The sequence below is a fragment of the Salinibacterium sp. M195 genome, from assembly GCF_019443965.1.
Classification (GTDB): domain Bacteria; phylum Actinomycetota; class Actinomycetes; order Actinomycetales; family Microbacteriaceae; genus Rhodoglobus.
On the sequence record NZ_CP040814.1, the window covers coordinates 213,922 to 239,979 of the forward strand.

Sequence of the window (26,058 nt, forward strand, 5' to 3'; positions counted from 1 at the left end):
TTGTCGCTGGTCTGCACGTACTTCGGTGAACCGACTAGTGAAGAAACAGTGCGAGTTCGGATGCCGCCTCCGAGAAGACCGCGAGGGCTAGAGCGCGCGCATCCATTCTTCGATGCCGTCTGCCGTAATGGGGAGCGCTTCAGACAGTACCTCAGTGCCGGTTTCGGTGACGAGAACGTTGTCTTCGATCCGCACCCCAAGGCCGCGGAGTTCTGGCGGAACCGTGTTGTCCCAGGCGTGGAAGTAGAGTCCGGGCTCGACCGCCATCACCATTCCTGGTTCCATGGGCGCACCTTGGTAGGCCTCATAGCTCGACTTCGCGCAGTCGTGAACGTCGAGACCGAGGTGGTGCCCGATGCCACAGACAATGTAGCGGCGGTGATGTTGACCCTGCGGGCTGAGCGCCTCATCGACGGACACCGGCAGCATTCCCCAGTCGTGCAGACCGGTGGCAATGACTTCGAGCGCGGCACTGTGGAAACCACTGAACAGCTTGCCTGGACCGACAGCGGCGAGACCTGCGCGGTGTGCCTTCTCGACGAGGTCATGGGCTTGACGTTGTGCCGCCGAAAAAGTTCCGGATGTTGGCAAGGTGCGGGTGATGTCTGCCGTGTAAAGCGAGCGAGCTTCGACTCCCATGTCGAGCAGGAGCGCATCATTTTCGCGCACGGGTCCGTCGCAGCGCACCCAGTGCAGCACGGGAGCGTTTGCCCCACTGCCAACGATGGTGGTGTAACCGGTGCCGTTTCCTACCGTGCGGGCGTGACGATCGAACGTGCCCTGAAGCCAACGCTCGCCACCAAACCTGATGGCCTCGGGAATTTCGCGGGCGACAGCCTTGAAGCCGTCGATGGTGCTGTTGACGGTACCACGAAGTTCGGAAATCTCCCAGTCATCTTTGATCATGCGTAATTCGGCAAGGATGCGGCCAAGATCCTGGGAAACCGAGATCGAGTGGAGCAGCGGATTCGCCCCGAGAAGTGACCCGCCGAGGGCGATGTCCGTCGCGCGCGCCAGGGCGCCTTCAAGCTCAGCGAGGGGCCGCGTCTCGATCTCGAGCGCCGCCGTCCACTCGGGCATCCCGGGTGCGGAACCAACCCACAGTTCTCCATGGGCGGCATCCGCAAAGAAATCTGCTTCTCCAGGATAGGCCGGTGCTGGGATGAACAGGGTTGCGTCATGGCTAGCGCCAGCGGGACTCATCACCAAGACGGCTTCTTCTGCCGTGCATCCGCTCAGCCAGAAAAAGTTACTGTCCGGGCGGAACCCGTAGTAGTTGTCGTTGACGCGAACCGGCGCCTTGCCGCCAGCTAGGACAACTGTTCTGCCGACAAATGCCGGGCTCAGGCGGGCGCGGTGCGCCGCCGTCGCCGCAGCGATCCCGGGAACGGTATCCGGCGTGCGGTCGGGAGTTGCCCACCCGGTCTCGATGAATTCGACAAAACCGGTGGCTTCACGAAGTTGCGGTAGTCGCGGATCGCCCTTTGTCGGGCGGGGCATTGACGTCGCGGGCGCGGGGTGCTGGTGTGAATCTGGGCTCAAGCTCATGGGACTAACTTTCGTTGAATTGCCGGCGGCCGCACGATGGCTCCGCTTCACGGATGGTGGGGGTTAGGTCTAGGCGTCGGAGGTCGCTGAAGGAGCCGCCCAGTCTGTGCGCACATGGCCGAGGTGTTTCCGCATGAGTTGCTCCATGGCCGGGCGGTCGTGACTGAGGGCGGCATCGATCATCGCGTAGTGCTCGCGGGTTGACTCCACAAGGTTCCCGGCTTGCGCCACCGAGGTCAAACCATCGAGCCGGCTGCGATCGCGAAGCCGTTGAACGGTCGTGACCGCAACATCGTTGCCGTGCAAGGCGAGAAAGCGCGTGTGGAACAGTGTGTCCGTGGCCAAATACTGGGTGAGATCTTGGCGCTCAGCGGCCTCGATCATGGAATCGACGAGCGGCCGGAGCAGTTCTAGCTGCTCGTCACGTTCGCTGCTTCTGGCTGCCGCGATCTGCCCCATGATGGGCACTTCGAGCAGGAGTCGAATTTCCGCGATGTTGTCGAGTTCTGCCGCGGTCAACGCGGTAATGCGGAAGCCCGTATTGGGCGCGACATCCACCATTCCGTCACGCACCAGGTCGAGCATGGCTTCACGAACGGGAGTCGCTGAGACCCCGAGCTGTTTTGCCAACGTGGGCGCGGAATAAACCCGTCCCGGCACCAACTCGCCCGCGATGAGGGCGGCCCGGAGTGTGGACGCCACATACTCGCGGATGCTTTGGCGCTGCGGTGGCCCCGTCCCGCCATCGACGGTCACGCGGCCGCCCCGGAGGGCGCCACGATTGCTGCCGCGATCGCCAAATCTTCCCAGCTCATGCCAGAACTTTTGAACACGACCGGGCGCTCAGCGTCGAGCTTCACGCTTCCGCGGATGACGTCAGCCATCACAATCAGGTCGCCAGAAACAAGAGCGCCATCGTCGATCGCCATGATCACATCGCCGGCTTCCCGCAGCGCTGTCGCCACATCTTCGACGACGACTTGGGCTCGGCCCAGCAGCGCACTATCGAGTTCCCGAGCATCCGCCTCATGGGAACCGACCGCAATAACGACGGCGTCCGCGCGCACGTCGGCGGAGTCGAACACGGGGGTGCGGGCGGTCGTCGCGCAAATGATGAGCCCAGCACGTGCCACCGCAGCAGCAACATCCGCGGTTCCGGCCTTGACTACATGAGCATCCGCGATGTCGACGGCGCGCAGCGTGCGCACCACCACCGTGACAGAGGCGACCGGTCGCTGCTCGCCAAGAACCGCACGCAACGTCGCAAGATGCTCGATCGCTTGCGGGCCGGCGCCAAAAATCACCACGTGAAGCGGCTCCGTGGTGCGCATCAGGGCGCCGGCGGTGGCCGCAAGCGAAACTGCAGGGGTGCGGATGCTCGTGAGTGCGGCACCGTCGAGCAACAGTCGAGGCGTCAAGGTTTCGGAATCAAAGAGGATGTACAGGCCCTGAATGCGCGGCAGTCCCTGATCAGGGTTGCCCGGATTAACAGTGATGACCTTGATGCCGACGTTCGGCCCAACTTCGGAGGGCATCAGCAGAAACTCTCCGTGAGTGAGCTGCTCAAACAGTCGGGAATGATCCATGCCAGGGTCAAACCCCGCACGAAGCGCATCCTGAACTGCCTCGACTGCTTGAGCCGGGCTGATCGCGGCACGAACGGCAGCCTCATCGAAGTAGTGGGGCGTTGTTACGGTCATCGAAGCACGAATCCTGGCGTGAGAGTGTCGCGCGGGTCGACGCTGAAGAGGTGCTCGCCCGTCTTGAACGCCATCCCGGTGACTTGTGGCATCACGGCTGCGTGGCCGGAAACTTCGGTGCGGTCGAGCACGATGGCGGTGAACTGCGAGCCAACGATCGAGTCGTGCACAAGGGTGCCGCCGTCGGGGAGCGTGCCGTTCGCGGTGAGGGTTGCAATTCGGGCGCACGTTCCTGAACCACACGGCGACCGATCCAATTCTCCGTCGGCAAAGATCGTCGCGTTTCGTTGGCGCACTGAACCGTCAGCCGTGGGCTGGAGGGATTCGAAGACGATGGTTCCGTAGATTCCGCTCAAGCGGTCGTCGGTCGGATGCACGGCATGAACTGAATCGTTGAGTGCCCACTTGATCTCCCGCCCGATCGCAATCACCGCAGCGGCATCGTCGGGCGTGACCGTGAGGCCAACCGTTGACGCATCCAACTGGGCGTAGATCGCGCCACCAAAAGTGACATCCACCTCAACGTCTCCCAGCGAAGTGGAGACCGGAACTCGTTCGGCCAGCACGTAGCTGGCGACATTGATGAAGTCCACCGAGGTGACCAGGTCGCCCGTGCTGTGGACTCGCGCCGTCACCCGGCCGGAGGGAACGTCGATGATGACATCGGTGATTCCGCTCGGGTCGGCAGCAACAAGACCACTCTCGATTGCCCAGACCCCGAGCGCGATGGTGCCGTGGCCGCAGGCAGTAGAGAATCCGTCTTTGTGCCAGAAGAGCACGCCAAAATGAGCGCCGTCGTCATCAGGCTCGACGATAAACCCGCCGTACATGTCTGCGTGACCACGTGGCTCGAAGCAGAGCACCTGGCGGATGTGCTCAATCTCGGCCGACTGCATCGCGAAGACGCGCTTCTCGGCGACCCCGCTACCTTCGATCGTGACCGGCAACGATGCGACGATGCGGAACGGCTCACCACCGGTGTGGTAATCGACGGTTGAGTACAGTTCTGGCATTGTGCGCCCCGCTTTCGTTCAGTGCAATTGCAATGGTACAGGTCGGCGTGGTCAACCACCAGAGCGGGCGTAGTCTGGCCCTCATGACCAAGATCCTTGTCGTGGAGGACGACGCCGCGATGGGCGCCCTCGTTCAACAGGGCCTCGAAGATGACGGCTACGAAGTAACGCTCGTCACCAACGGCGTCGACGCGCTGATCGCGGCTGCCCACGACACTTTTTCGGCTGCGGCCATCGACGTCATGCTGCCAGAAATGACCGGCTTCGAAATCTGCCGCCACCTCCGCGAACAGGGCAGTTCGCTGCCCGTGCTCTTGCTGACCGCTCGGGATGCCGTCGAAGACCGGGTGCATGGCCTCGACTCTGGAGCGGATGACTACCTCACGAAACCGTTCGCCTTCGCCGAATTTTCCGCCCGCATCCGCGCTCTCGTGCGTCGGGATTCTGCCGCAAGCAAAGCAACGCTCCGGATCGGGAATCTCCTGCTCGATGCCGCCACCGTGCGCGCTAGCGTCGACGGTGCTCCCCTGCCGATGAGTTCGAAAGAGTTTGCGCTGCTGTGGATGCTCGGCTCGCATCCCACTGAACCACTCAGCCGTTCCGCGATCCTGGAAGAGGTCTGGGGCACGACCGCGCACATTGACGCAAACGTTGTCGATCAGTATGTGAGCTATCTGCGCCGCAAGCTGGAGCCGACACAATCAGCACTCGCGATCACCACCGTGCGCGGTGTTGGCTATGCGCTCTCGGAGGTGGAGTGATGTTCTCGGCGCTCTCTATTCGTGCCCGCATAACTTTGGGCAGTGTTGCCGCCGTGGCAATCCTTCTGGTGCTCGCGCTTCTGGTCGTGCGAGGCTCGGTCGAGCAAATAGTGACCGATGCTGATCGCAGTCTTGCTACCAGTGATTTGGTTCCCTTCGTCGCCGACATCACGGCGAACCCTGACGAAAAAGTCGATGATCCCGGCACCGGCGTGCTCATCTACGTTCGTGATCCCTCGGGAGAAGTGCAGGTCGACACGTTGCCCCACGACGTGCGAAAAGCGATCGATCACCGCGAGCCAGCTACCGAAACGTTCGTTTTTCGGGACGACGAAGAACGTTCCTTCGCCGTCGCTGGCGATACGGTCTCGACGGCTTCGGGCACCTGGACGGTGTGGTCAGCGCGCAGTGCCGCCGCCAGCGAGCTCGCGCTCCACGGCCTCAGCCGAGTGCTGCTGATCGCGGGCATCGTGCTTCTCGCCGGATTCGCTGTCGCATCCTGGGTCCTTGCCAGTGTCGCGCTGAAACCCGTCACTCTCTTGCGCCGAAAGGCCGAAGAGTTCAGCGCAGACCCCGAAGCCACCCTCCCGGTCGGACCCGCCCGCGATGAAATCTCCGCCCTCGCCGAAACCCTGAACACCTTTCTTGCCACCACCCGCGCCTCCACCGAACGCGAAAAACAGATGGTGTCGGATGCTGCGCACGAGTTGCGCACTCCTCTGGCAGCCCTCAAAACTCAGCTTGAGCTCGCGCACGCCGACTTTGGCAACGCCGCTGCCCTTGCTGCCCAGGTGTCCGCGGCTGAGGCATCCGTCAATCGCCTGACGTCGTTGGCTTCGAATCTGTTGGAGCTAAATCGGCTGGAGACTGACGCAAGCCAGACGCACACGGCAGCTGGCGTTCTCGTTGACGAATTCATGGGCAGCATCGACCGGGCACGGCTGTTGGGTGTGTCCAAGGCTGCGCGGGTGGAGTTTGCGGTCGCGGTTGCGAACGAGAGTACGAGCTACGCGTTGGGTGCTCAAGCCTTTGGGCGCCTCGTCGACAACCTGCTGTCGAATGCGATGGCGGCGATCGCTACCGACGGCGAAGTCATCGCCACGCTTCATCAGGATGCGATGCAACTGAGGTTGGAGGTGCACGACACCGGTCCCGGTATGCCCGAAAACTTTATCCCGATCGCGTTCGACCGCTTCTCCCGCCCTGACGACTCCCGCACCGCAACAACCGGAGGCAGTGGCCTTGGGCTCGCTCTAGTGCACGCCATTGCGGTGGCCGCCCACGGTACGGCGGCGCTAGAAAACACCGAAAGCGGGCTGCGCGTGACCGTCACTTTGCCAAAGATGTGAGTTCGCTCATCCAATAGCGGTCTATTTCTTGGCGTTCCCATAGTTAGCAACAGCACAGTGGGAACATGACCACCCACGCCACCACCCGTCGCGTTACCGCGCAGCCGCGAATCGCCGCCGCTACCGCTGAGTACCGCCGCGAGCTTGCGCGCCGTCGCCGTCGCTCCGACCTGCTCGTGATCGCCCTATGGGCATCGGGGGCCGCCGCCGCCTCTCTCTTTCTTGCCTCGGGAGGCGCCAGCCAGTTCACCTCAGTCGCCGAAACCATTACTAGCGTTGGCATCGTTGCGGGGCTCATCGGCACTGACTTCATTCTGGTGATGCTCGTGCTCGCCGCCCGCATCCCCATCATCGATGCGACGATCGGCCACGACCGCGCTATCGCGCTTCACCGCGCGCTCGGAAAGCCAGCGCTCTATTTGTTGCTCGGCCACGGAGTGCTCCTACTCATTGGCTACGGGATGACTACGGGAATCAACCCGATTGTTGAAATCGGTCCGATGCTTTCCCTCCCCGACATGCCTCTTGCGTTCATTGCGCTTGGACTGCTGATTGCCGTGGTGGTGTCGTCACTCGTCGCCGTGCGGCGCCGGTTCAGTTACGAGGGCTGGCACCTCATTCATCTGCTCAGCTACGTGGCTGTGCTGTTTGCTCTTCCGCACCAGCTCAGCGTCGGCGGGGTGCTCTCTGACGGCACCCTTCAGCGCGTCTACTGGATCGCGCTCTACGTTGTGGCGATCGGCAGCATCGTGACCTTCCGGTTTGCCGAACCGATCGTGTCGAGCCTGCGTCACCGCCTTCGCGTGTCGGCGGTCACCGCGATTGCTCCCGGCGTGACCACGATTCAGTTCAGCGGGCGCGCACTGCGCGAGCTCGGAGCATCCGGCGGTCAATTCTTCATCTGGCGCTTTTGGACAGGACGCACCTGGTGGCACTCGCACCCACTGTCGCTCTCTGCGATGCCCACCAACACCTCAGCACGTATCACCGTTCGCGCACTTGGCGAGGGTAGTGCGCAACTCGGCACCCTGCCGGTGGGCACACGGGTGAGCATCGAAGGGCCATACGGGCTGTTCTCGAATGCGGCACGCACCTCCCCAAAATTCGCCATCATCGCGGCCGGAATCGGGGTCACTCCGGTGCGAGCCCTCCTTGAGCAGTCCAGCTTTGAGCCGGGCGAGGCAACGGTTCTGTTGCGGGCCAGCACACCAGAGGAGACGTACCACTGGGACGAGATCCGGGCTATCGCGGCCGCAAAAGGCGCCGCGTGTTACACGATGGTCGGCCATCGCCCGCGCTACACGGCAAGTTGGATGTCGGCAGCCGATGCCGACCGCGGAGTGACTCTCGCGACAGCGTTCCCTGACCTGGCCGACTCCGATGTGTACCTCTGCGGGCCAACGCCGTGGCTCGACCTCGTCGAAGCGGAGGTGCGCGCCGCCGGCCTCCGCCCGCATCAAATTCATGCAGAAAGGTTTGACTGGTGAGAACACGAGCAATTTTGGGGAGCATCCTGGCATCAGCGAGCGTGCTCATTGTCGGCTACCAGGCAGGAGTGAGTGTCACCACGAGTGACGGCACTTCGGTCTCGCTGCCGATTGATGCGGCGACGAACGGCGCCAACGGATCGACTTCTGTCAGCACCGGCACGTCATCACCGCCTTCTGCGGGAACGACTACTGGGACCTCTTCGACTTCGGGGCCCGCCGATGGCACGTACACGGGATCGAGCATCCGCACGCGCTTCGGAAATGTACAGGTTGCGGTGACGATCGCCTCGGGCAGCATCAGCGAGGTCACGGCCCTTCAACTGACGGATGACGATGGCCGTTCCGTGCAGATCAGCAACCGGGCGGCCCCCATCCTGCGCAGTGAAGTGCTCGCCTCGCAGTCTGCTCAGGTGTCGAATGTGAGTGGCGCAACGTATACAACGGAGGCGTACCTTTCTTCGGTGCAGTCAGCGCTCGATCAAGCAGGTGCCTGATGCGGCACGTGTTTGAGACGATGGGAACGGTGGCGTCGATCGAACTTCCCCGAGCGTGGGCGTCAGAGGTTGCAGCGCTCGAGCGCATCTTTCGCGAGGTCGACGACCGCTTCAGCCTCTACCGCCGCGACTCCGAACTGAGCATGATTGCGGATGGACGGTTGCTGCTCTCGGCGGCGAGCAGCCCGCTCCTCGCGAGCTATTCGCGAGCGCTTGAGTGGCGCAATGCTACTGGTTGCAATTTTAGCCCGCACCGTCCTGACGGCGCGATCGATCTCAATGGCATTGTGAAGGCCGAAGCGATCGACCAGGCTGGCGCACACCTGACGGCGGCCGGATGCCCGCAGTGGAGCATCAACGTTGGTGGCGACATCCTCATCTCCCCCACCGGCGGAGCCACCGGGGTTTCTGCTCGGGCCGGGCAGCCGGCGCCTGCGATTCTGCGTGCCGGGATCGCGGATCCTGCCACCCCAGCGCAGCTCCTGTGTTCCTTAGAGCTGAGGCATCCGCGGCGGGCGATCGCGACCTCGGGCAGCGCTCAGCGTGGCGACCACATTTGGCGCGGCGGTAGCACCGAGCCGGCGCAATTCGTGCAGGTGAGTGTCGTCGCGAATGACATCGTGACGGCAGATGTTTTGGCGACAACGATCGTGGCGGGAGGAGAAATTGCGCTCGATGATGTGACCGATCGTTGGGATGTGGACGTCATCACGGTTGATGCTGCTGGAGCGCTGCGCACGACGCCGGGCCTCTTGCGTTCGCTGGCTTCAAGCCCTTAAAGCTCGCTGCAGCTACCGCGGAGCAGTTCTTCGGCGCCCCTTTCGTAGCGGGGGCACGCCTCGCCAGCTCGTTGCCCGACAGCTTGTGACTTAGCGGTGTTCGACACCACCCATGGAGCTCGCACCCTTGTGCTGGTCAGCGCGACCGAAGGTCGTCTCGAGCACGTGCTGCATCTTGCGGGTGGCACCGTTGATCGCGGCCTCCACCGTTGAGGCGTTGTCGGAGGCGAGCTCGGGTGTTCGGTTTTCGGGGCGAGCTTCAAGCTGGCAGCGGATGTCGCCACCGGTGCTGCGACCGGCGCTCTCGTCGCTCAGGTGAACTTCAAGCCGCGTGAGGTGAGCGCTAAAGTGGGCGAGTTTGGTCTCGAGCTCCGCCGTGATTGAAGCTATGGTGTCTTCGCTGAGGGTGATGTTGTTGTCGGTGTTGACGATGACCTGCATGGTCGCCTCCTTGCAATTGCGGATTGTTGCACGCGTGCCCTGAGGTGAGGAGTTCGCGGGAGGGCCGCTAATACATCCGTTCATCACGCTACGCCGCGAAGCTGTACGCCGTGCGGATGCTGCGGTGCCGTAGTCTCAGTCTGCGCCTGACTCACTCCCGCTGAGCGACCGGCATTCAGGGTGCGGTTCCGTGACCAAACACGGCGGTTGTGGAGTACGAAACGGCCGCGCCGTTGTCGTCGGCGAGCCACAAAGCGAGGTCGGCAAGAAACTCTTCTCGAGCATCCGCAGCCAGCACAGCAAGCTCGGCAGCGAAGGGAGTCCCGTTGATACCGTGGGCCTCAGCAAACGGGGACGGCCAGCGGATCGTCAACTTCTCCTCAGAAGCACTCACGTCGATAAAGCCGCCACCGGCAAGCGCTGCCGCCACGGAGTCGCGCGACATCGAGAGAGCTCCACTCGCCATTGTTCGCGCAAAGACCGACTCTGGCAGGCGTTGCCTACTGAACTCTGCGTATCGGTCGAATGGGTAGAGCGGGGCGTCGAGCGCCCAGACTGCGACGGCAACGATTCCCCCTGGTCGCAGCACACGAAGCATTTCCTGTGCCACGGCCACTCGGTCGGGCATGAAGGGTAGCCCTTGATGGCAAAACACCACATCTACGGACGCGTCGGGCAGTTCGATCGCTGTCGCCGAGCATGTGAGCGTTTCGATTGCGGCGCGAGATCCGTTTGACTCCGGTTGTGTCAACGCGGCCAACATCGGGCTGCTGATGTCGGAGGCGATGACGCGCCCTGTTGCCCCGACGATGGATGCTGCGGCGTGGGCTACAGCGCCGGTGCCAGCGGCGACGTCGAGTACGGTCTGCCCTCGCGCAAGGGCCACTGAGCTCACGAGTCGCTGGGCCCACGGATCGAAAAGGTAGGGCTGGAGGTAGCGCCGATAGTTCTCGGCAATAGCTTCTTGTGCAAACGAGCCTTGATCTGTGACACCCACGACGCACCGCCGGTCTGAAGAATGGTGACGCTGCGGTTCGCCTTGAACCACACGATGAATGTAGTCCTGAGTTGCGTGTGCGGGAAGCCTCGTCGGCAAACTCACGGTCTCGTGGTGTTGGCGGTTGGGTGGTTAAAGCAAAATAGCCACACCCCGAAGGGTGTGGCTATTTTACAATTTAAGTCCGGCGGTGTCCTACTCTCCCACAAGGTCCCCCTTGCAGTACCATCGGCGCAGAGAGTCTTAGCTTCCGGGTTCGGAATGTAACCGGGCGTTTCCCTCTCGCTATGGCCGCCGAAACACTATTGATTTATGTATCAGTCTGGGCCAGAAACATGCTCTGACACTACCCCGAAGGATGGTGCCTAGCTGTGTTAGCTGGGCGCAGTTCCCGACCGTAAATCGGGAACCACAAAGTGGACGCGAGAATTCTTCTCATTCACCATTCGACAGTCTAGGACTGCCCAGTGAGGTGGGGTGGTTATCAATTTATCGACTTATTAGTACTGGTCAGCTCCACAGGTCGTTAGTCCCTGCTTCCCACATCCAGCCTATCAACGCAGTAGTCTAGCTGCGAGTCTCTCGGCCTAAGCCATGGAAATCTCATCTTGAAGCTGGCTTCCCGCTTAGATGCTTTCAGCGGTTATCCATTCCGAACGTAGCTAATCAGCGGTGCTCCTGGCGGAACAACTGACACACCAGAGGTTCGTCCATCCCGGTCCTCTCGTACTAGGGATAGATCTTCTCAAATTTCCTGCGCGCGCAGAGGATAGGGACCGAACTGTCTCACGACGTTCTAAACCCAGCTCGCGTACCGCTTTAATGGGCGAACAGCCCAACCCTTGGGACCTACTCCAGCCCCAGGATGCGACGAGCCGACATCGAGGTGCCAAACCATGCCGTCGATATGGACTCTTGGGCAAGATCAGCCTGTTATCCCCGAGGTACCTTTTTATCCGTTGAGCGACAGCGCTTCCACAAGCCACTGCCGGATCACTAGTCCCGACTTTCGTCCCTGCTCGACTTGTCAGTCTCACAGTCAAGCTCCCTTGTGCACTTACACTCGACACCTGATTACCAACCAGGTTGAGGGGAACCTTTGGGCGCCTCCGTTACTTTTTGGGAGGCAACCGCCCCAGTTAAACTACCCACCATGCACTGTCCCTGAACCGGATTACGGTCCGAAGTTAGATATCCAATATGACCAGAGTGGTATTTCAACAATGACTCCACCTGAACTAGCGTCCAAGCTTCACAGTCTCCCACCTATCCTACACAGGCCACACCGAACACCAATACAAAGCTATAGTAAAGGTCACGGGGTCTTTCCGTCCTTCTGCGCGTAACGAGCATCTTTACTCGTAGTGCAATTTCGCCGAGTTCGCGGTTGAGACAGCTGGGAAGTCGTTACGCCATTCGTGCAGGTCGGAACTTACCCGACAAGGAATTTCGCTACCTTAGGATGGTTATAGTTACCACCGCCGTTTACTGGGGCTTAAATTCACAGCTTCGTCTTGCGACTAACCGTTCCTCTTAACCTTCCAGCACCGGGCAGGCGTCAGTCCGTATACATCGTCTTGCGACTTAGCACGGACCTGTGTTTTTAGTAAACAGTCGCTTCCCACTGGTCTCTGCGGCCCTGCAGCGCTCCCGGAGCAAGTCCGTTCACGCCTTAGGCCCCCCTTATCCCGAAGTTACGGGGGCATTTTGCCGAGTTCCTTAACCACGATTCTCTCGATCTCCTTAGTATTCTCTACCTGATCACCTGAGTCGGTTTGGGGTACGGGTAACTTGAACCTCGCGTCGATGCTTTTCTTGGCAGCATAGGATCACTGATTTCGTCCGTGAGGACTACCCATCGAGTCTCAGCCTTAATGAGAGACGGATTTGCCTATCTCTCGGCCTACATTCTTAGACCGGGACAACCATCGCCCGGCTCAGCTACCTTCCTGCGTCACACCTGTTAATACGCTAACCGCACCAGAATAGGGTCGTACGCTAGGCCCCACGCCTCACCCCGAAGGGATCGGTCTAGGGGATTCAGATACTTAGCATTACTGGATTAGTTTGGGCGGTTCTTCGTCAGTACGGGAATATCAACCCGTTGTCCATCGACTACGCCTGTCGGCCTCGCCTTAGGTCCCGACTTACCCAGGGCGGATTAGCCTGGCCCTGGAACCCTTGATCATTCGGAGGACGGGTTTCTCGCCCGTCTTTCGCTACTCATGCCTGCATTCTCACTCGTGTAGCGTCCACGGCTGGTTTACACCGCCGCTTCACTCGCCACACGACGCTCTCCTACCACTCCGTACGGCTGAACCACGAAGGCTTACCTATAATACGAAATCTACAACTTCGGTGGTGTGCTTGAGCCCCGTTACATTGTCGGCGCGGAATCACTTGACCAGTGAGCTATTACGCACTCTTTCAAGGGTGGCTGCTTCTAAGCCAACCTCCTGGTTGTCTGTGCAACTCCACATCCTTTCCCACTTAGCACACGCTTGGGGACCTTAGTTGGTAGTCTGGGCTGTTACCCTCTCGACGATGAAGCTTATCCCCCACCGTCTCACTGCTGCGCTCTCACTTACCGGCATTCGGAGTTTGGCTAACGTCAGTAACCTTTTAGGGCCCATCAGCTATCCAGTAGCTCTACCTCCGGCAAGAAACACGCAACGCTGCACCTAAATGCATTTCGGAGAGAACCAGCTATCACGAAGTTTGATTGGCCTTTCACCCCTATCCACAGCTCATCCCCTCAGTTTTCAACCTAAGTGGGTTCGGTCCTCCACGTGCTCTTACACACGCTTCAACCTGGCCATGGATAGATCACTTCGCTTCGGGTCTAGAACCAGCGACTATAACGCCCTATTAAGACTCGCTTTCGCTACGGCTGCCCCACACGGGTTAACCTCGCCACTGATCACTAACTCGCAGGCTCATTCTTCAAAAGGCACGCTGTCACAGCTACTAAGGCTGCTCCAACGGTTTGTAAGCAAACGGTTTCAGGTACTATTTCACTCCCCTCCCGGGGTACTTTTCACCTTTCCCTCACGGTACTTGTCCGCTATCGGTCATCTGGAAGTATTTAGGCTTATCAGGTGGTCCTGACAGATTCACACGGGATTTCTCGGGCCCCGTGCTACTTGGGATACTCTTCGAACCATTGCAACATTTCGACTAAGGGGCTGGCACCCTCTATGGCGTGGCTTTCAATCCACTTCGTCTATATCACTTTGTAATTCTTGCTGTACGGCAGTAACAGCTGAAAAGTCCCACTACCCCGACCATGCAACGCCTGCCGGCTATCACACATGATCGGTTTGGCCTCGTCCGGTTTCGCTCGCCACTACTAACGGAATCACGGTTGTTTTCTCTTCCTGTGGGTACTGAGATGTTTCACTTCCCCACGTTCCCTCTACCCGCCCTATATATTCAGGCGGGAGTCACTGAGTCGTCTTGCAACGCCCAGCGGGGTTTCCCCATTCGGAAATCCTCGGATCAAAGCTCTATTATCAGCTCCCCGAGGCTTATCGCAGATTTATACGTCCTTCTTCGGCTCCAGATGCCAAGGCATCCACCGTTTGCCCTTAGAAAATTGATTATCACATGAGTATAAGAATCGATCGCAACACCAAAGTGTTGAGATAGACCAATGAACTCCCAACACAAAGTGTTGAAAGTTATTGTTATTTATGTGATCCGACCTTTCGGTCGAATCTAAGATGCTCGCGTCCACTGTGTAGTTCTCAAAATACGGGCGGTATCCTCCCTCATCCCCCAACCTGCAGGAAACAAGACCAGGATCCGTAGACCCAGGAACACCTTTCGATGTCCCAGGTCCTAAGGTACGAACACGAATCTTCCGATCCGTCCCCGGTCCCTCAGGACCCAACAACGTGCAAAGACCAGCACCCCCGGAAACCTCTCGTTCCTACCAACCCCGAAGAGTTGATGTACTGAAGAGGAAACAGTTCCTCTGGCCACAATGTCAATGTTCCACCCATGAGCGCCGTCTACCCCGAACAGGGCAGTACGACTTGGCAACATAATACGAATCTCTTAACTCTGTGTATACCGCAGAGACGAAAAAACGAGTTGCACATGCTCCTTAGAAAGGAGGTGATCCAGCCGCACCTTCCGGTACGGCTACCTTGTTACGACTTAGTCCTAATTACCAATCCCACCTTCGACAGCTCCTCCCCTTGCGGGTTAGGCCACTGGCTTCGGGTGTTACCGACTTTCATGACTTGACGGGCGGTGTGTACAAGGCCCGGGAACGTATTCACCGCAGCGTTGCTGATCTGCGATTACTAGCGACTCCGACTTCATGAGGTCGAGTTGCAGACCTCAATCCGAACTGAGACCGACTTTTTTGGGATTCGCTCCACCTTGCGGTATTGCAGCCCTTTGTATCGGCCATTGTAGCATGCGTGAAGCCCAAGACATAAGGGGCATGATGATTTGACGTCATCCCCACCTTCCTCCGAGTTGACCCCGGCAGTCTCCTTTGAGTTCCCACCATTACGTGCTGGCAACAAAGAACGAGGGTTGCGCTCGTTGCGGGACTTAACCCAACATCTCACGACACGAGCTGACGACAACCATGCACCACCTGTTTACGAGTGTCCAAAGAGTGAACTATTTCTAGCCCGTTCTCGTATATGTCAAGTCTTGGTAAGGTTCTTCGCGTTGCATCGAATTAATCCGCATGCTCCGCCGCTTGTGCGGGCCCCCGTCAATTCCTTTGAGTTTTAGCCTTGCGGCCGTACTCCCCAGGCGGGGAACTTAATGCGTTAGCTGCGACACAGAAACCGTGGAATGGCCCCTACATCTAGTTCCCAACGTTTACGGCATGGACTACCAGGGTATCTAATCCTGTTCGCTCCCCATGCTTTCGCTCCTCAGCGTCAGTAACGGCCCAGAGATCTGCCTTCGCCATTGGTGTTCCTCCTGATATCTGCGCATTCCACCGCTACACCAGGAATTCCAATCTCCCCTACCGCACTCTAGTCTGCCCGTACCCACTGCAGGCTGGGGGTTGAGCCCCCAGTTTTCACAGCAGACGCGACAAACCGCCTACGAGCTCTTTACGCCCAATAATTCCGGATAACGCTTGCACCCTACGTATTACCGCGGCTGCTGGCACGTAGTTAGCCGGTGCTTTTTCTGCAGGTACCGTCACTTTCGCTTCTTCCCTACTAAAAGAGGTTTACAACCCGAAGGCCGTCGTCCCTCACGCGGCGTTGCTGCATCAGGCTTGCGCCCATTGTGCAATATTCCCCACTGCTGCCTCCCGTAGGAGTCTGGACCGTGTCTCAGTTCCAGTGTGGCCGGTCACCCTCTCAGGCCGGCTACCCGTCGTAGGCTTGGTGAGCCATTACCTCACCAACTACCTGATAGGCCGCGAGTCCATCCTTGACCGAAATTCTTTCCAGCTCCTAGCCATGCGGCTGAAGCTCGTATCCGGTATTAGACGTCGTTTCCAACGCTTATTCCAGAGTCAAGGGCAGGTTACTCACGTGTTACTCACCCGTTCGCCACTAATCCACCAGAGCAAGCTCCGGCTTCATCGTTCGACTTGCATGTGTTAAGCACGCCGCCAGCGTTCATCCTGAGCCAGGATCAAACTCTCCATAAATGTTTGATTGCACCAACAAGCCGAAGCCCACCGATGCACATCTTGCGTTACCCGCACCCGGAATAGGGTGTCGAGGCAACAAGTTTGAAACTGACAGAACAAATCAATACTGACTTGCTTTGTTGTTTATATCTTTTTCCAAAGGAATCCGCTGCACCAGCAATCACGACCCGAAATGGGACGATCTCACTAAGCACAGTCGGGTTTTTGGCATTTGACATTGTGCACGCTGTTGAGTTCTCAAGGATCGGACGCTCCTGACCTCCACCGCAAAACGGCTTCACCCCAGGGCTTTCAAAACCTGTGTTGGCAACCTCCGCCGAAAGCGAAAGGCAACCTGTCTAACTTACCAGCTTCAGCGCACTTGTCAAACCAGCAATTCCGCACCAGAACGGCACACAACAACTGACCAACACACGCAAAAAGCGGCAAGACATCCCACGACCCGAAACCGGAACCTACAAGAGGAACTCCGCGATCTGGCCGGACTAAAACTATACCAGCTTTAGAGGATGGCGGCCCCCACTTGAGGCCGGAAACCTAGCAGCAAAACTGCCCGGGACTTCCGCACCTTTGGGGTGACAAGAGGAAACATTACGTGCATTCTGGCCCCCTCGCCAACACCGACCGCATCCCGGGCGTGTCGCAAAAATGAGGCCCCGAAAACACCGTGTTTATGATGCTCGAATCTGCACTCGGTATCCCGTAGTGAAGAGAGCGTCGGGCAACTCGATACCCACCCGCCGGTACACCTGGCGGGGAATCCCGATGTCGGCCAGCCAGAGAGTGCCGACTGCTTCGGCATCCAACCCCGTCTTCGGGGCAGCGAGAGTCATCGTGTGGGTCGCGCGCACGTGATCGCCGAGAGCTGCGCCGGTCGTGGAATCGACTCCGGAGGGGACATCGAGAGAGACGACCGGGGCGGGGTGTTGCGACATCCATCTAATGAGTTCGGCAGCAGCCCCATGCGGTGCACCGCCCAGGCTGTAGCCCAACACGGCATCAACGAGCAGCTCCGCATCCGCGGTGTCGAGTTCAGCAACCGCCGCAACTCGTGCGCCAGTGGCCCGGTAGAGAGCGAGTTGGTCGGCGGGAACGCCCTGCAGACGCGACGGGCTCGAGATCACCAGAGTGACATTGCCACCGTGGTTGGCCAGGTGGCGGGCAGCGCAGATCCCTCCGCCACCATTGCCTCCCGTTCCAGCCAGCACCACGATCGGCGCGGCTGGCCAACGATCACCGAGCAGCTCCACGCACAGCGACGCCAGATTGCGGCCAGCGTTCTCCATCATTTGATAGAGGTTTGGCCCCAGCTCATCGATCGCGACCCGATCAATCTCGCGCATCTGCGCCGTCGTGATGGCGGGCACAATGAGTCCGGCATCCGTCCGGAAGGAACTCGCAGTCACAACGGGCTTTCTTAGCTCGCGGGTGTGGACGGGAAGAAGTGCGTCTTGGCCTGAGTGAGCTCGACGCCATCGATGAAGATGTCAACCTTCTCGTTGTAGAACGCGACGAGCCCCGTGATGGGCAACAACTGGCGCGTGGGGAACGAATACGACCACGCGAGATCGTCGTGAACCGTGCCGCCCACCTTCACCGACCAGTAATCGGTAGTGGTTCCTTTATAGGGGCACTCGGTGACGGTGTCATTGGCGACGAGGTGCTGGAAGTTCACGTCCGTGCGGTTGAGGTAATACCGCGTCGGCAAACCAGTCTCGTAGACCATGACCGGAGACGACGACTCGGCGAGCACCGCCCCCTCGAGCTCGACGCGCACCATGCGAGTCGAACGCACGGCATCCACTCGCGTGTAGGGATTGCGGGGATGCACGAAAACTTGCTCGTCTTCCTCAAACCAGGAGTCGAGAGCATCCCACTCGAAACGCACCATGTCGGCAAGGCCCTCGAGCCCATCGCCGGCATAAACCTTGGCTGCGGCCGGATGCTCGCGCTCCCCCGCCGCGAGGCCCTGGCGTTGATAGGTGCCGCGCGCGGGATGGTGCTCTTGCACTTCGTCGACGAGGAACTCGGAGTTCACGTCAGCGAGCGGGATGTAGAACTGCGGATACGGTGCCCACTCCCACACGTACAGCGCTGCCGTCGTGTCAAAGATGAGCTCGCCCGCGAAGTAGCCACGAATGCGGCGCGGGACAGGCTGGATGAGGTTCTTCTCGGAAATCATTCCTGGATAGTCGTTCATCAGAACCCTCTTTCGTCGGTGCATCCAGCCTGTCACCGTCACCTGTGAGCGACAATCAGCCCCTCGCATTTAGAGCCTTAATGCTGTGCCCAACTCGACAACATCTTTGGCACCTCTCAATAGGATTCAGCATTCTGGAATAGCCGGATAGATGCCACGCCAAAACAGACCGCACCTTCGAGCACCCGCCGACGCCAGCGATTCCTCTACACCCCGTCATGTCACAAGGAAATAGTGCAGCACTATTGTGACCGTTCCGATAGTCTGTGGAACTTGGGGAGTTCACTTTTGATCCCGCGTCTGCCTAAAAACAGAAGCGGGCGGATTGAAGCCGAGAGAGATGCTGAAAAACCCTGCGGATCGCACTAGTCCTAGTCCAGCATCCGAGCATGTTGACCCCCGAATTCAGCGAACACGTGAGCACGTTCTGCGAGTCACTCGGGTGCTCCTCGAGGAACGCAAAGGCCCCCTCACCCTCTCCGCGTTGGCCGACCGCGCGAAGGTCACTCGGCAAACGCTGTACACACATTGGGGAACTATCGACAATGTGGTTGCAGACACAATCGTTCTAGCGCGCCCCCGTAATCGCAGCGACTATGAGGCACTCGACTCGCGATCACGTGCGGAGCTTTTTTTGAACGAGCTCATCGACACGCTCGACCCCGCTATGTCTGGAGCCATCGCGTCGATCATCGGTGCGCTTCAATACGATGAGGCCGCAGGAAACTCATTCGGAAAAGTAGACGACGACCTATTCGCGGAATTCATTAGCGTAGTGGGCCCGATCACTCACGACCAGTTCGTCGAGCTCACTGGTCCCATCGTCATTTCCATCATCTCGGGCGGCACAGTCTCTCGTGAGCTTGTACTATCGCTTGCCGAACGAGCGGCCCAGTTTCTCAACCAGGCCCCTCGAAGCTAGCCCGCAGGATCACCCCAACGGGGGCATGAGAGGGTGACCCTGCGAACGTCTAGTGGGCGCGGATCCGACGGCGACGGAACCTGATCAGTGGCAACAGCAGCAGGCTCGCGCCGATACCGATGACTCCTAACGCCAGTTTTAGCTGCGTCATAGCGAGGCTTCCCGTGAACGCGAGCAGGTCGCGTGGGATGCTCGCTGTTGACGCACACGGATCGTCTGTTCCGTTGGGAACACAAACGCCAGGTGGCGTGATGAACGCCGTGTTGACGACGCGCATAGGTGCGTCCGCTGCCACTATGGCTTTTACCGTGAAGATTACGGACGAGCCAGCAGGGAAGATGTCAATCACCTCGCTAATAGACCCCGTGCCGCTATCAGCCGGACACAACGCCCCACCGCGCGCAGCACAGGTCCAGTCAAACGTCACAAGACCACTGGGAACCTGGTCGCGGAATTCCGTTCCTGCAGCCGAAAGCACGCTTTCGTTAGTAACCACGACTCGGTAAGTTACGACATCGCCGACAGCTATTACCGTGCGGTCCGCGGTCTTGAGTATCGACACTGCAGGAAGCGTCGGCAGCTCGACCACGGAGGAACAGGGACCAGGCACGTTGCCTGGTATACATTGCCCATCGCCCGGAGGAGTCAGGAGTGCTGTATTGACGATGTCGGCTGGCGGAACTGCAGCAACCGTCGCTTTCACCGTGAACACTAGCGCGCTTCCCGCCGGGAACGTTGCGATAGTTTCGTTGATTGCACCAACTCCACGGGCATTCGGGCAAACAGCTCCATCAGCGGCCGAACACGTCCACTCGAAGCTTGTGATGCCTGCGGGAATGGTGTCGGCCACAATCGCACCGTTGGCGTTCACTAGGCCGACGTTGGAGGCCTTGACTGTGTAGACGATCGCGCCAAAAGGAGCTGCAACGGAAACGTCTGCGGTCTTGGCGATACTCACCAGAGGCACGCTTGGGGTCTCCACTTCGCTTCTGCACGGTGGTGCCGTCAACGATGGGCTACAAACACCGGCCGGCGGCGTCAACAAGGCGACGTTCGTCACACTCTTTGGCGGCTCAGCAACAACCGAAGCGGTGATTGAATATGTGACTGAACTCCCCACGGGGAAGTTTGCGATCGTTTCGTCAATCGCTCCCGTGCCAGTAGCGGCAGGACACAGTGCCCCGCCTGTAGCAGCGCAGGTCCAAGAGAAGGAAACCAGGCCTGTGGGAATTGCGTCACTAACCACCGAGCCGTCTGCGGGAACGCTGCCGGTATTCGAGGCAACGACCGAGTAGACAACCGATCCCGAAGGAACGATATGATCCCGATCTGCAGACTTCGCGATCTGTACGACAGGAAGCGGGCTAATAGCAACCGTGCTTCGACATGGCGGAGCAGTACTGCCAGGTGCGCACGTTCCGCCGGATGGTGGCGTTGCCGTGGCCACGTTCTCCACAGTGGCTGGCGGATTCGCTGATGCCGTCGCGGTGATGGAGTAAACCACTGAGCTCGCGACCGGGAAAGTTGCGATCGTTTGGCTGATGGCGCCAGTGCCACTGGCGGTGGGACAGATTGCTCCGCCTGTGGCCAGACACGTCCACTCGAATGACACAAGTCCAGCGGGGATCGGGTCGGCGACGACCGTGTCATCAGCGGCTGAAACTCCGGTATTGGAGACGGTTACGGAGTACGCCACCGTACCTCTTGGAGTGACGGAATCATTGCTCGTCGTCTTCAGAATTGAGATCTGAGGAGTCACCGGCAGTTCCGGGGTATCTGCACAGGGACTTGCCTGTGCCCCGTCAACCAGGCAGCCCGGTGGCGGGTTGGTAATCGTGGCGGTATTCAGAATTTTGGCTGGCGGAACAGCCACAACCGTTGCCGAAACGAAGTAGGTCACAGAGCTTGCGGACGGGAAGGTCGCAATCGTCTCTGAAATGGCGCCCGTGCCACTAGCAGTGGGACACAGCGCCCCACCATCAGCAATACAGGTCCAGACGAAGTCTTCGAGACCGCTCGGGATCGGGTCAGTAACTGCCGTTCCGTTCAGGTGCACGCGTCCAGAGTTCGTCGCGGTGATCGTGTAGGACACCGCTCCGCCCGGCGTAGCCTGTTCCTGATTCGCCACCTTCTCCAGGGTCACTTCGCCGTCGATGGGATCGTTGGCGAAAGTACAGCGGATATCTGCGGACGGTTCATCGCTATCAACTGCCGGCACAACTACCGACCCCGACCGACCAGTGCCCGAACCGAGGTCGGCATCGCCATCGGCTGCATCAATGCATGACCACGTCGTGTCGTAGAAGGCGAGATCTGTCACGCCCGCTGCCGTCTCGGCGAAGCTGTAGCGCACGCCCTCCTCGACGGGGACCGCGCCGACGGATGCTGACTGGACTCCGACATCCGAACCAGAGGTTGTTGCTGTGGCGCCCGTCAAGCTACCGCCGGTAGCGGTCAAAACTAACTGATCCGCTGCGCTCGCGCGGCCAGCGAGGTTCTTGAGCACGGTGAGTTGAGCCTCGATCTCGACCGGAGGCCCGTCTTTGCAAGGGGTCACCACGTCGCCGCCGACGGTGCACTCCGGGATGCTGAACGAAGCGATGTTGAGAACCTCTGACGGTGCGTCATTCAGCACTGTCGCCAGCACGGTGTAGGTGACGAATCCGTCAGGCGGGAGTACCGCAATCACTTCGTTTATCGCTCCGGTGCCGGAAGCCGTCGGACAGACCGCTCCCACTGCCTCGGCACAGGTCCACGTGAAGTTCGTGAGTCCGGTCGGGATGGGGTCAGAAAGTGTGTAGCCGTTTGCGTGCACTGTTCCGGTGTTAGTCACGACGATGTCGTAGGTGATTACTCCCCCACGGACAGCGGTCGGCTCTTGGGCGGTCTTGCTCAGAGTGACTTTCTGCGGAATCGGGTCGTTAGAGATGGTGCACACGATGTCTGCACCTTCGGGAACCGTAAAACTTCCCGACCTTCCTGTGCCGGAATCGATTGCCGAATCTCCATTGCGTTCGTTCACGCATGCCCAGGCCGTTGAATAGAAGTCAAGGTCAGTTGACTCTGCTGCCTCTTCACCGATGGTGTAAGTCGAACCCGGTGCTAGACCTTCCATGAAGATGTTCTCTGACTGGATGCCGTTGGCCGTTCCCGTAGTGGGAACAAACTCTGCTGCATGTCCCGGTCCGGCTGCAGTGATGACGAACTGATCGCCAGCAAAGGCGCGGCCAGAAACGTCTTTGTGAACAGTCAGTGATGACGGTTCCAAGATGCGGGGCACGTTGATAAACGTGCACAACACTTTCTCACCAGCGGCTGGCGAGTAGGTAAAAGAGCGGCCCTTACCGCTGGCGATTTCGGCAGAGGCGGATGCTTCATCTACGCAGCGGTAGGTCGGAACGTAGTCGGCATCCACCGTGGTTCCGGATGCAGTCTCCGCAAAGGTGTAAACAACATTCGCGGTTGCCGCGAGAGGGCCGACAGCCGCGTCCTGGACGCCATTAGTGGTGCCCGTGGTTGTCGCGGTATTACTGCCCGCAATTCCCGAACCAGTGATCGCGATCGTGAATTGATCGGTAGTCGTATTGCGATCGATCACATTCTTGACGAGGCTTACGGTTGGCGGAATAGGGGTGTTCGTGAAGGTGCACACGACATCCTGTGCGTGTGTTGGCATGTAGTTAAAGGCAGTGCCGTTCGACGACGCAACCACGGCGTCGGACGCCGCAGCATCCACGCACTCATAGGTGGTCGCATAGCCGGAAAGACTTGTTGTTTCGGCCGCACGCTCCCTGAAGGAATATGTCGTGCCCGCTACCGCTTCGACCGACGACACTGCGACTGACTGGATGCCCGTCGTAGTGCCAGTGGTAGTTTCTGTGGCGCTTGTCAGCGCCCCTCCCACGATCTCGAGCTGGAACTGGTCACCGGAGAGAGCACGCTCAACGATGTTCTTCTGCAACGTAAGCCGAGGAGCGAGTGGCTTATTTGTGAACGTGCACTCGATTACCGAAGCCGGGATGAGCCCACTCGGCATCGTGAACGTAGTGGATCTTCCGGAGCCCGAAGCAATGACGGCGTTGCCATTCGACAGGTCGAGGCACTGAAAACTGCTCGTATAGAGCGCACCATTTGCGGTGCCCGCCGCCGACTCAGACACTGTGTAGTTCTGGCCCCGGGTTGCGCTTACTGGCCCAACCTGCGCCGCCTGAACCCCCGACACAGTGCCGGTAGTGGTCGTCGTAGCGCCAACAAGTCCCGGGCCCGTCGCGCCGATGGTGAACTGATCGCTGGCATTGACCCTCGCCGTGATGTTCTTCTTAATCGTGATTGTGGGGTCGTCAGGGATATCGGTATTTGTGAACGTGCACACCGGAGCTTGGGCCGGGGTAGGCGTCAAAGCAAACGTTGAGCCAGCTCCGCTTCCTAAACCAGCGCCGCCGTTCGCCGAGTCAACACACGCCCATGTGGTTGTGTAGTTGGAGAGCACGGTCGTGCCTGCTGCAGTTTCGGTGAAGGTGAAAGCGGTCGCGCCGTCTGCTGTGACAGTCGTTGGTCCGACTACTGCGGCCTGCACCCCGGTGTCGGTTCCTGTGGTGGTTGCAGTTGCACCGGAGAGTCCGCCTCCGGTAATGGCGAGGGTGAACTGGTCACTAGCAGCATCTCGCAAGACCACATTCTTCTGGAGCGTCAGTTCAGTCTCAAGGTCGGCTTCTACAAGGTAGTCCTCAACCTCGCCAATCTTTACCGGCCCTCCCACCGCTGGAGCTGCAGTGCCAGGAACAATGCGGAATCTCGCATAGCTGGTTCCCGCGAAGCCTGCAGGAACCACGGGAAATGTCATCGGAATGACGCTCTCGCTTGCTCCCGTGGGGACGTTGGCGGAAACCTTCTCCCCCGCGTCGAGGAAGTCGCCATCTTTATTGAAGTCAATCCAGCCGGCAACTCGAGCCGCTGCCCCCGTCTGGTTAGTGACCTTTACATTGATCGTCGGCGCTAAGCCCGGAGTCAACTTGAAAGTGCTGCCCCCGTAGCCTTGCCCCGCGTCAACTCCGTCGTCGTAGGTGTCAAGGGATGCGTCTACTCCCGGCTGTCCGTTGATCTCCGAAGAGATATTGGCGCCCAGCTGGAGAGCGGGGTCAACCTCAGACCGCGGGCCGTCTGCACTGAACGTGGTGCGGTAGCTATCCGGAGCGTCCCCGAGATCTATTTCGAGGGCTGCAGCGGCACAGCGTGCACCATCGTTACCCGCCGACGAAGGCCCGTTGCTGACAACTTTTTCTGCCTTGTTCGTGGCGACATTAACTTGCCAAATATTTCCCGAATTGTTGTTGCTTACATAAAGCAAACCACCCACAGCGTAGGTTGCTCCCCACGATCCAACTTCGGGATATGTGGTGGCATCGGCCCGTGGGATATCGGACAGCTCCGCGGAGCTGGTCGTGCTTGTCGACGTCCCGGTTTGAGCAAACGAGTACAAAAGCTGCGGTTTATGGGCAAGCGATTGGCGCCCAACTCCGAAGAATTTGGAGCCCGGCGAAACCTGCGCCCAGTCGGCCATAAAGGGCGGGTTCTTGCTGCGCTCGCCGAAACCGACGACCGCAGGCCAAGACCCAGGGACGCCTGGATCCGGATCACCCTTGAGGTCGATAGCCAACCATTGGTTGTGGCCGGGAGTGGTCGCGGTTTTGAGGCCAGCCGCGAGCATCATAATGCCGTCACTCGTCACGTCGCCGATAATGAATCCTTCCGGCGGAATCGTGTACGGGAGCCCACCTAGGGAAGGAAAATCGGTAACAGTGAGGTCAGCATTGACCCTTGTTAAGCTGTTCGTCGTGACGTTCCAGCCCCAGATGTAGTTGTCAATCTGGTTGTATCCAACCGCGTTGATATACGAATCGTCAATCCATCCGTACGATTCAGTTTCGCCGGTGACGAGGTTGACGGTGAAGACCTCGGTTGGCTTCGTTTTGCTTGCGGTTTGGTTCTGGAAAAGGAAAGCGGCCGTGGGGCACGATCCCCAATTCGCAGACACTCTCAGTGCCACGGTGTCTGGCGTGTTTAAGCCGACTATTGGCGTGAAGGTGTCATTGCTATAAGTGCCGGATGATGCAGCAACCACCGAAACCTGAATCGTACAGACAGCGACACCGGCAGCAATGCCGCCCGTCCAGGTGACGGTCGATGAACCGGCCACCGCGGTCAGCGAACCTGAGACACACGTCTCTGTCGGTGTGGTGTCAAACACTACGAGTCCTACAGGAAGAGTGTTCGTGAAACTCAAGCCCGATTGAACAGGGTTCCCTGTCGTGTTGCTAAGCGTGTAGGTAAGCAGATTCTCTGTCGCGACCGCTCCCGTGACCGGCGAGAAACTCTGCGACATGTCTGGATACACGGGGTTGTCACCCGGTGCCGCAATAGCAGCTTGCGGCGTCAAGCTGAGGGACGCTGCAACAAAGGCAACAACTAGCAAGCCATAGGCGGTCGGGCGTAATGCCGCGAACGCCTTGACGAAAGAAACGCGAAACGATTCGGGTAATAACAATTCTGATCCTCAAGTTGCACAAAGTAGTTAGAAACAGTTTGCACGATATGAGACGGTCTGTCTATTAAAAGTCGGTCGTTCTCCGGACAAATCGGGGTACAATTTTGCGGCCTAAGCCAACTACCACTCAGGTTTACGATTGCTCTCTACCGGAGTTTGCTTGCGGCAAGAAAGATGGG

General features: G+C 59.2%; 15 protein-coding genes and 3 rRNA genes. 6 read left to right on the forward strand and 12 right to left on the reverse strand.

Going from position 1 to position 26,058, the window contains the following annotated elements; genetic code table 11:
- Nucleotides 1–87 precede the first annotated feature (87 nt).
- From FFT87_RS01055 to FFT87_RS01070, 4 genes are all read right to left on the reverse strand, one after another.
- Complete coding sequence (locus tag FFT87_RS01055; RefSeq protein ID WP_219949546.1) at nt 88–1,548, reverse strand: aminopeptidase P family protein; 1,461 nt, start codon at nt 1,546–1,548, stop codon at nt 88–90.
- A gap of 69 nt (nt 1,549–1,617) precedes the next feature.
- Nucleotides 1,618–2,250, reverse strand: coding sequence for a GntR family transcriptional regulator (locus tag FFT87_RS01060; RefSeq protein WP_255559994.1), 633 nt, complete (start codon nt 2,248–2,250; stop codon nt 1,618–1,620).
- 50 nt (nt 2,251–2,300) lie between these two features.
- Nucleotides 2,301–3,248: an ornithine cyclodeaminase family protein gene (locus FFT87_RS01065; RefSeq protein ID WP_219949548.1), complete on the reverse strand. Its 948-nt coding sequence runs from the start codon at nt 3,246–3,248 to the stop codon at nt 2,301–2,303.
- The gene (locus tag FFT87_RS01070; protein WP_219949549.1) at nt 3,245–4,261 is read right to left on the reverse strand and encodes a proline racemase family protein; all 1,017 of its coding nucleotides are present in this window, start codon (nt 4,259–4,261) and stop codon (nt 3,245–3,247) included. The genes FFT87_RS01065 and FFT87_RS01070 overlap by 4 nt, the downstream gene beginning before the upstream one ends.
- Nucleotides 4,262–4,344: 83 nt before the next feature.
- Here FFT87_RS01070 and FFT87_RS01075 point away from each other — a divergent pair, with 83 nt between their 5' ends.
- The 5 genes from FFT87_RS01075 (at nt 4,345) to FFT87_RS01095 (ending at nt 9,134) form a co-directional block, all read left to right on the forward strand.
- Nucleotides 4,345–5,022 (forward strand): response regulator transcription factor, encoded by a 678-nt coding sequence (locus FFT87_RS01075; RefSeq protein WP_219949550.1) that lies wholly within the window; start codon nt 4,345–4,347, stop codon nt 5,020–5,022.
- 53 nt (nt 5,023–5,075) lie between these two features.
- Nucleotides 5,076–6,371 carry a cell wall metabolism sensor histidine kinase WalK gene (locus tag FFT87_RS01080; RefSeq protein WP_255559995.1) on the forward strand — a complete coding sequence of 432 codons (1,296 nt, stop codon included), beginning with the start codon at nt 5,076–5,078 and terminating at the stop codon, nt 6,369–6,371.
- A 65-nt stretch (nt 6,372–6,436) separates the two neighbouring features.
- Nucleotides 6,437–7,858 carry a ferric reductase-like transmembrane domain-containing protein gene (locus tag FFT87_RS01085; RefSeq protein WP_219949552.1) on the forward strand — a complete coding sequence of 474 codons (1,422 nt, stop codon included), beginning with the start codon at nt 6,437–6,439 and terminating at the stop codon, nt 7,856–7,858.
- Nucleotides 7,855–8,355, forward strand: a complete 501-nt coding sequence (locus FFT87_RS01090; protein ID WP_219949553.1) for an FMN-binding protein — start codon at nt 7,855–7,857, stop codon at nt 8,353–8,355. The genes FFT87_RS01085 and FFT87_RS01090 overlap by 4 nt, the downstream gene beginning before the upstream one ends.
- A complete protein-coding gene (locus tag FFT87_RS01095) occupies nt 8,355–9,134 on the forward strand; it encodes an FAD:protein FMN transferase (protein ID WP_255559996.1) in 780 nt (259 codons plus the stop codon). Before FFT87_RS01090 ends, FFT87_RS01095 begins: the two co-directional genes overlap by 1 nt.
- Before the next feature lie 90 nt (nt 9,135–9,224).
- Here FFT87_RS01095 and FFT87_RS01100 read toward each other — a convergent pair whose 3' ends face one another.
- From FFT87_RS01100 to FFT87_RS01130, 7 genes are all read right to left on the reverse strand, one after another.
- Entirely contained in the window at nt 9,225–9,575 is a 351-nt protein-coding gene (locus tag FFT87_RS01100) for an HPF/RaiA family ribosome-associated protein (RefSeq protein ID WP_219949554.1), read from the reverse strand.
- Nucleotides 9,576–9,750: 175 nt separating this feature from the next.
- Nucleotides 9,751–10,572 (reverse strand): class I SAM-dependent methyltransferase, encoded by an 822-nt coding sequence (locus FFT87_RS01105; RefSeq protein ID WP_219949555.1) that lies wholly within the window; start codon nt 10,570–10,572, stop codon nt 9,751–9,753.
- Nucleotides 10,573–10,754: 182 nt separating this feature from the next.
- Nucleotides 10,755–10,871 (reverse strand): 5S ribosomal RNA (gene rrf / locus FFT87_RS01110).
- A gap of 181 nt (nt 10,872–11,052) precedes the next feature.
- Nucleotides 11,053–14,173 (reverse strand): 23S ribosomal RNA (locus FFT87_RS01115).
- Nucleotides 14,174–14,684: 511 nt separating this feature from the next.
- Nucleotides 14,685–16,210: ribosomal RNA gene (locus tag FFT87_RS01120) — 16S ribosomal RNA — on the reverse strand.
- Together the 16S, 23S and 5S rRNA genes form the textbook arrangement of a ribosomal RNA operon.
- A 674-nt stretch (nt 16,211–16,884) precedes the next feature.
- Nucleotides 16,885–17,619 (reverse strand): NAD(P)H-hydrate epimerase, encoded by a 735-nt coding sequence (locus tag FFT87_RS01125; protein WP_219949556.1) that lies wholly within the window; start codon nt 17,617–17,619, stop codon nt 16,885–16,887.
- Nucleotides 17,620–17,630: 11 nt separating this feature from the next.
- Nucleotides 17,631–18,413, reverse strand: coding sequence for a DUF427 domain-containing protein (locus FFT87_RS01130; protein ID WP_219949557.1), 783 nt, complete (start codon nt 18,411–18,413; stop codon nt 17,631–17,633).
- A 340-nt stretch (nt 18,414–18,753) separates the two neighbouring features.
- On the opposite strand from FFT87_RS01130, the gene FFT87_RS01135 reads away from it, so the two are divergent.
- Complete coding sequence (locus FFT87_RS01135; protein ID WP_219949558.1) at nt 18,754–19,335, forward strand: TetR/AcrR family transcriptional regulator; 582 nt, start codon at nt 18,754–18,756, stop codon at nt 19,333–19,335.
- A gap of 49 nt (nt 19,336–19,384) precedes the next feature.
- Here the strand turns inward: FFT87_RS01135 and FFT87_RS01140 are convergent, their stop codons facing one another.
- Nucleotides 19,385–25,879: a DUF11 domain-containing protein gene (locus FFT87_RS01140; RefSeq protein WP_219949559.1), complete on the reverse strand. Its 6,495-nt coding sequence runs from the start codon at nt 25,877–25,879 to the stop codon at nt 19,385–19,387.
- Between the last annotated feature and the right edge of the window lie 179 nt (nt 25,880–26,058).

What these genes read in the sequence shown, in the direction of transcription:
- FFT87_RS01055 (WP_219949546.1), bottom strand. Translation starts at nt 1,548, where the DNA reads ATGAGCTTGAGCCCAGATTCACACCAGCACCCCGCGCCCGCGACGTCA.
- FFT87_RS01065 (WP_219949548.1), bottom strand. Translation starts at nt 3,248, where the DNA reads ATGACCGTAACAACGCCCCACTACTTCGATGAGGCTGCCGTTCGTGCC.
- FFT87_RS01070 (WP_219949549.1), bottom strand. Translation starts at nt 4,261, where the DNA reads ATGCCAGAACTGTACTCAACCGTCGATTACCACACCGGTGGTGAGCCG.
- FFT87_RS01075 (WP_219949550.1), top strand. Translation starts at nt 4,345, where the DNA reads ATGACCAAGATCCTTGTCGTGGAGGACGACGCCGCGATGGGCGCCCTC.
- FFT87_RS01085 (WP_219949552.1), top strand. Translation starts at nt 6,437, where the DNA reads ATGACCACCCACGCCACCACCCGTCGCGTTACCGCGCAGCCGCGAATC.
- FFT87_RS01095 (WP_255559996.1), top strand. Translation starts at nt 8,355, where the DNA reads ATGCGGCACGTGTTTGAGACGATGGGAACGGTGGCGTCGATCGAACTT.
- FFT87_RS01100 (WP_219949554.1), bottom strand. Translation starts at nt 9,575, where the DNA reads ATGCAGGTCATCGTCAACACCGACAACAACATCACCCTCAGCGAAGAC.
- FFT87_RS01130 (WP_219949557.1), bottom strand. Translation starts at nt 18,413, where the DNA reads ATGAACGACTATCCAGGAATGATTTCCGAGAAGAACCTCATCCAGCCT.
- FFT87_RS01135 (WP_219949558.1), top strand. Translation starts at nt 18,754, where the DNA reads ATGCTGAAAAACCCTGCGGATCGCACTAGTCCTAGTCCAGCATCCGAG.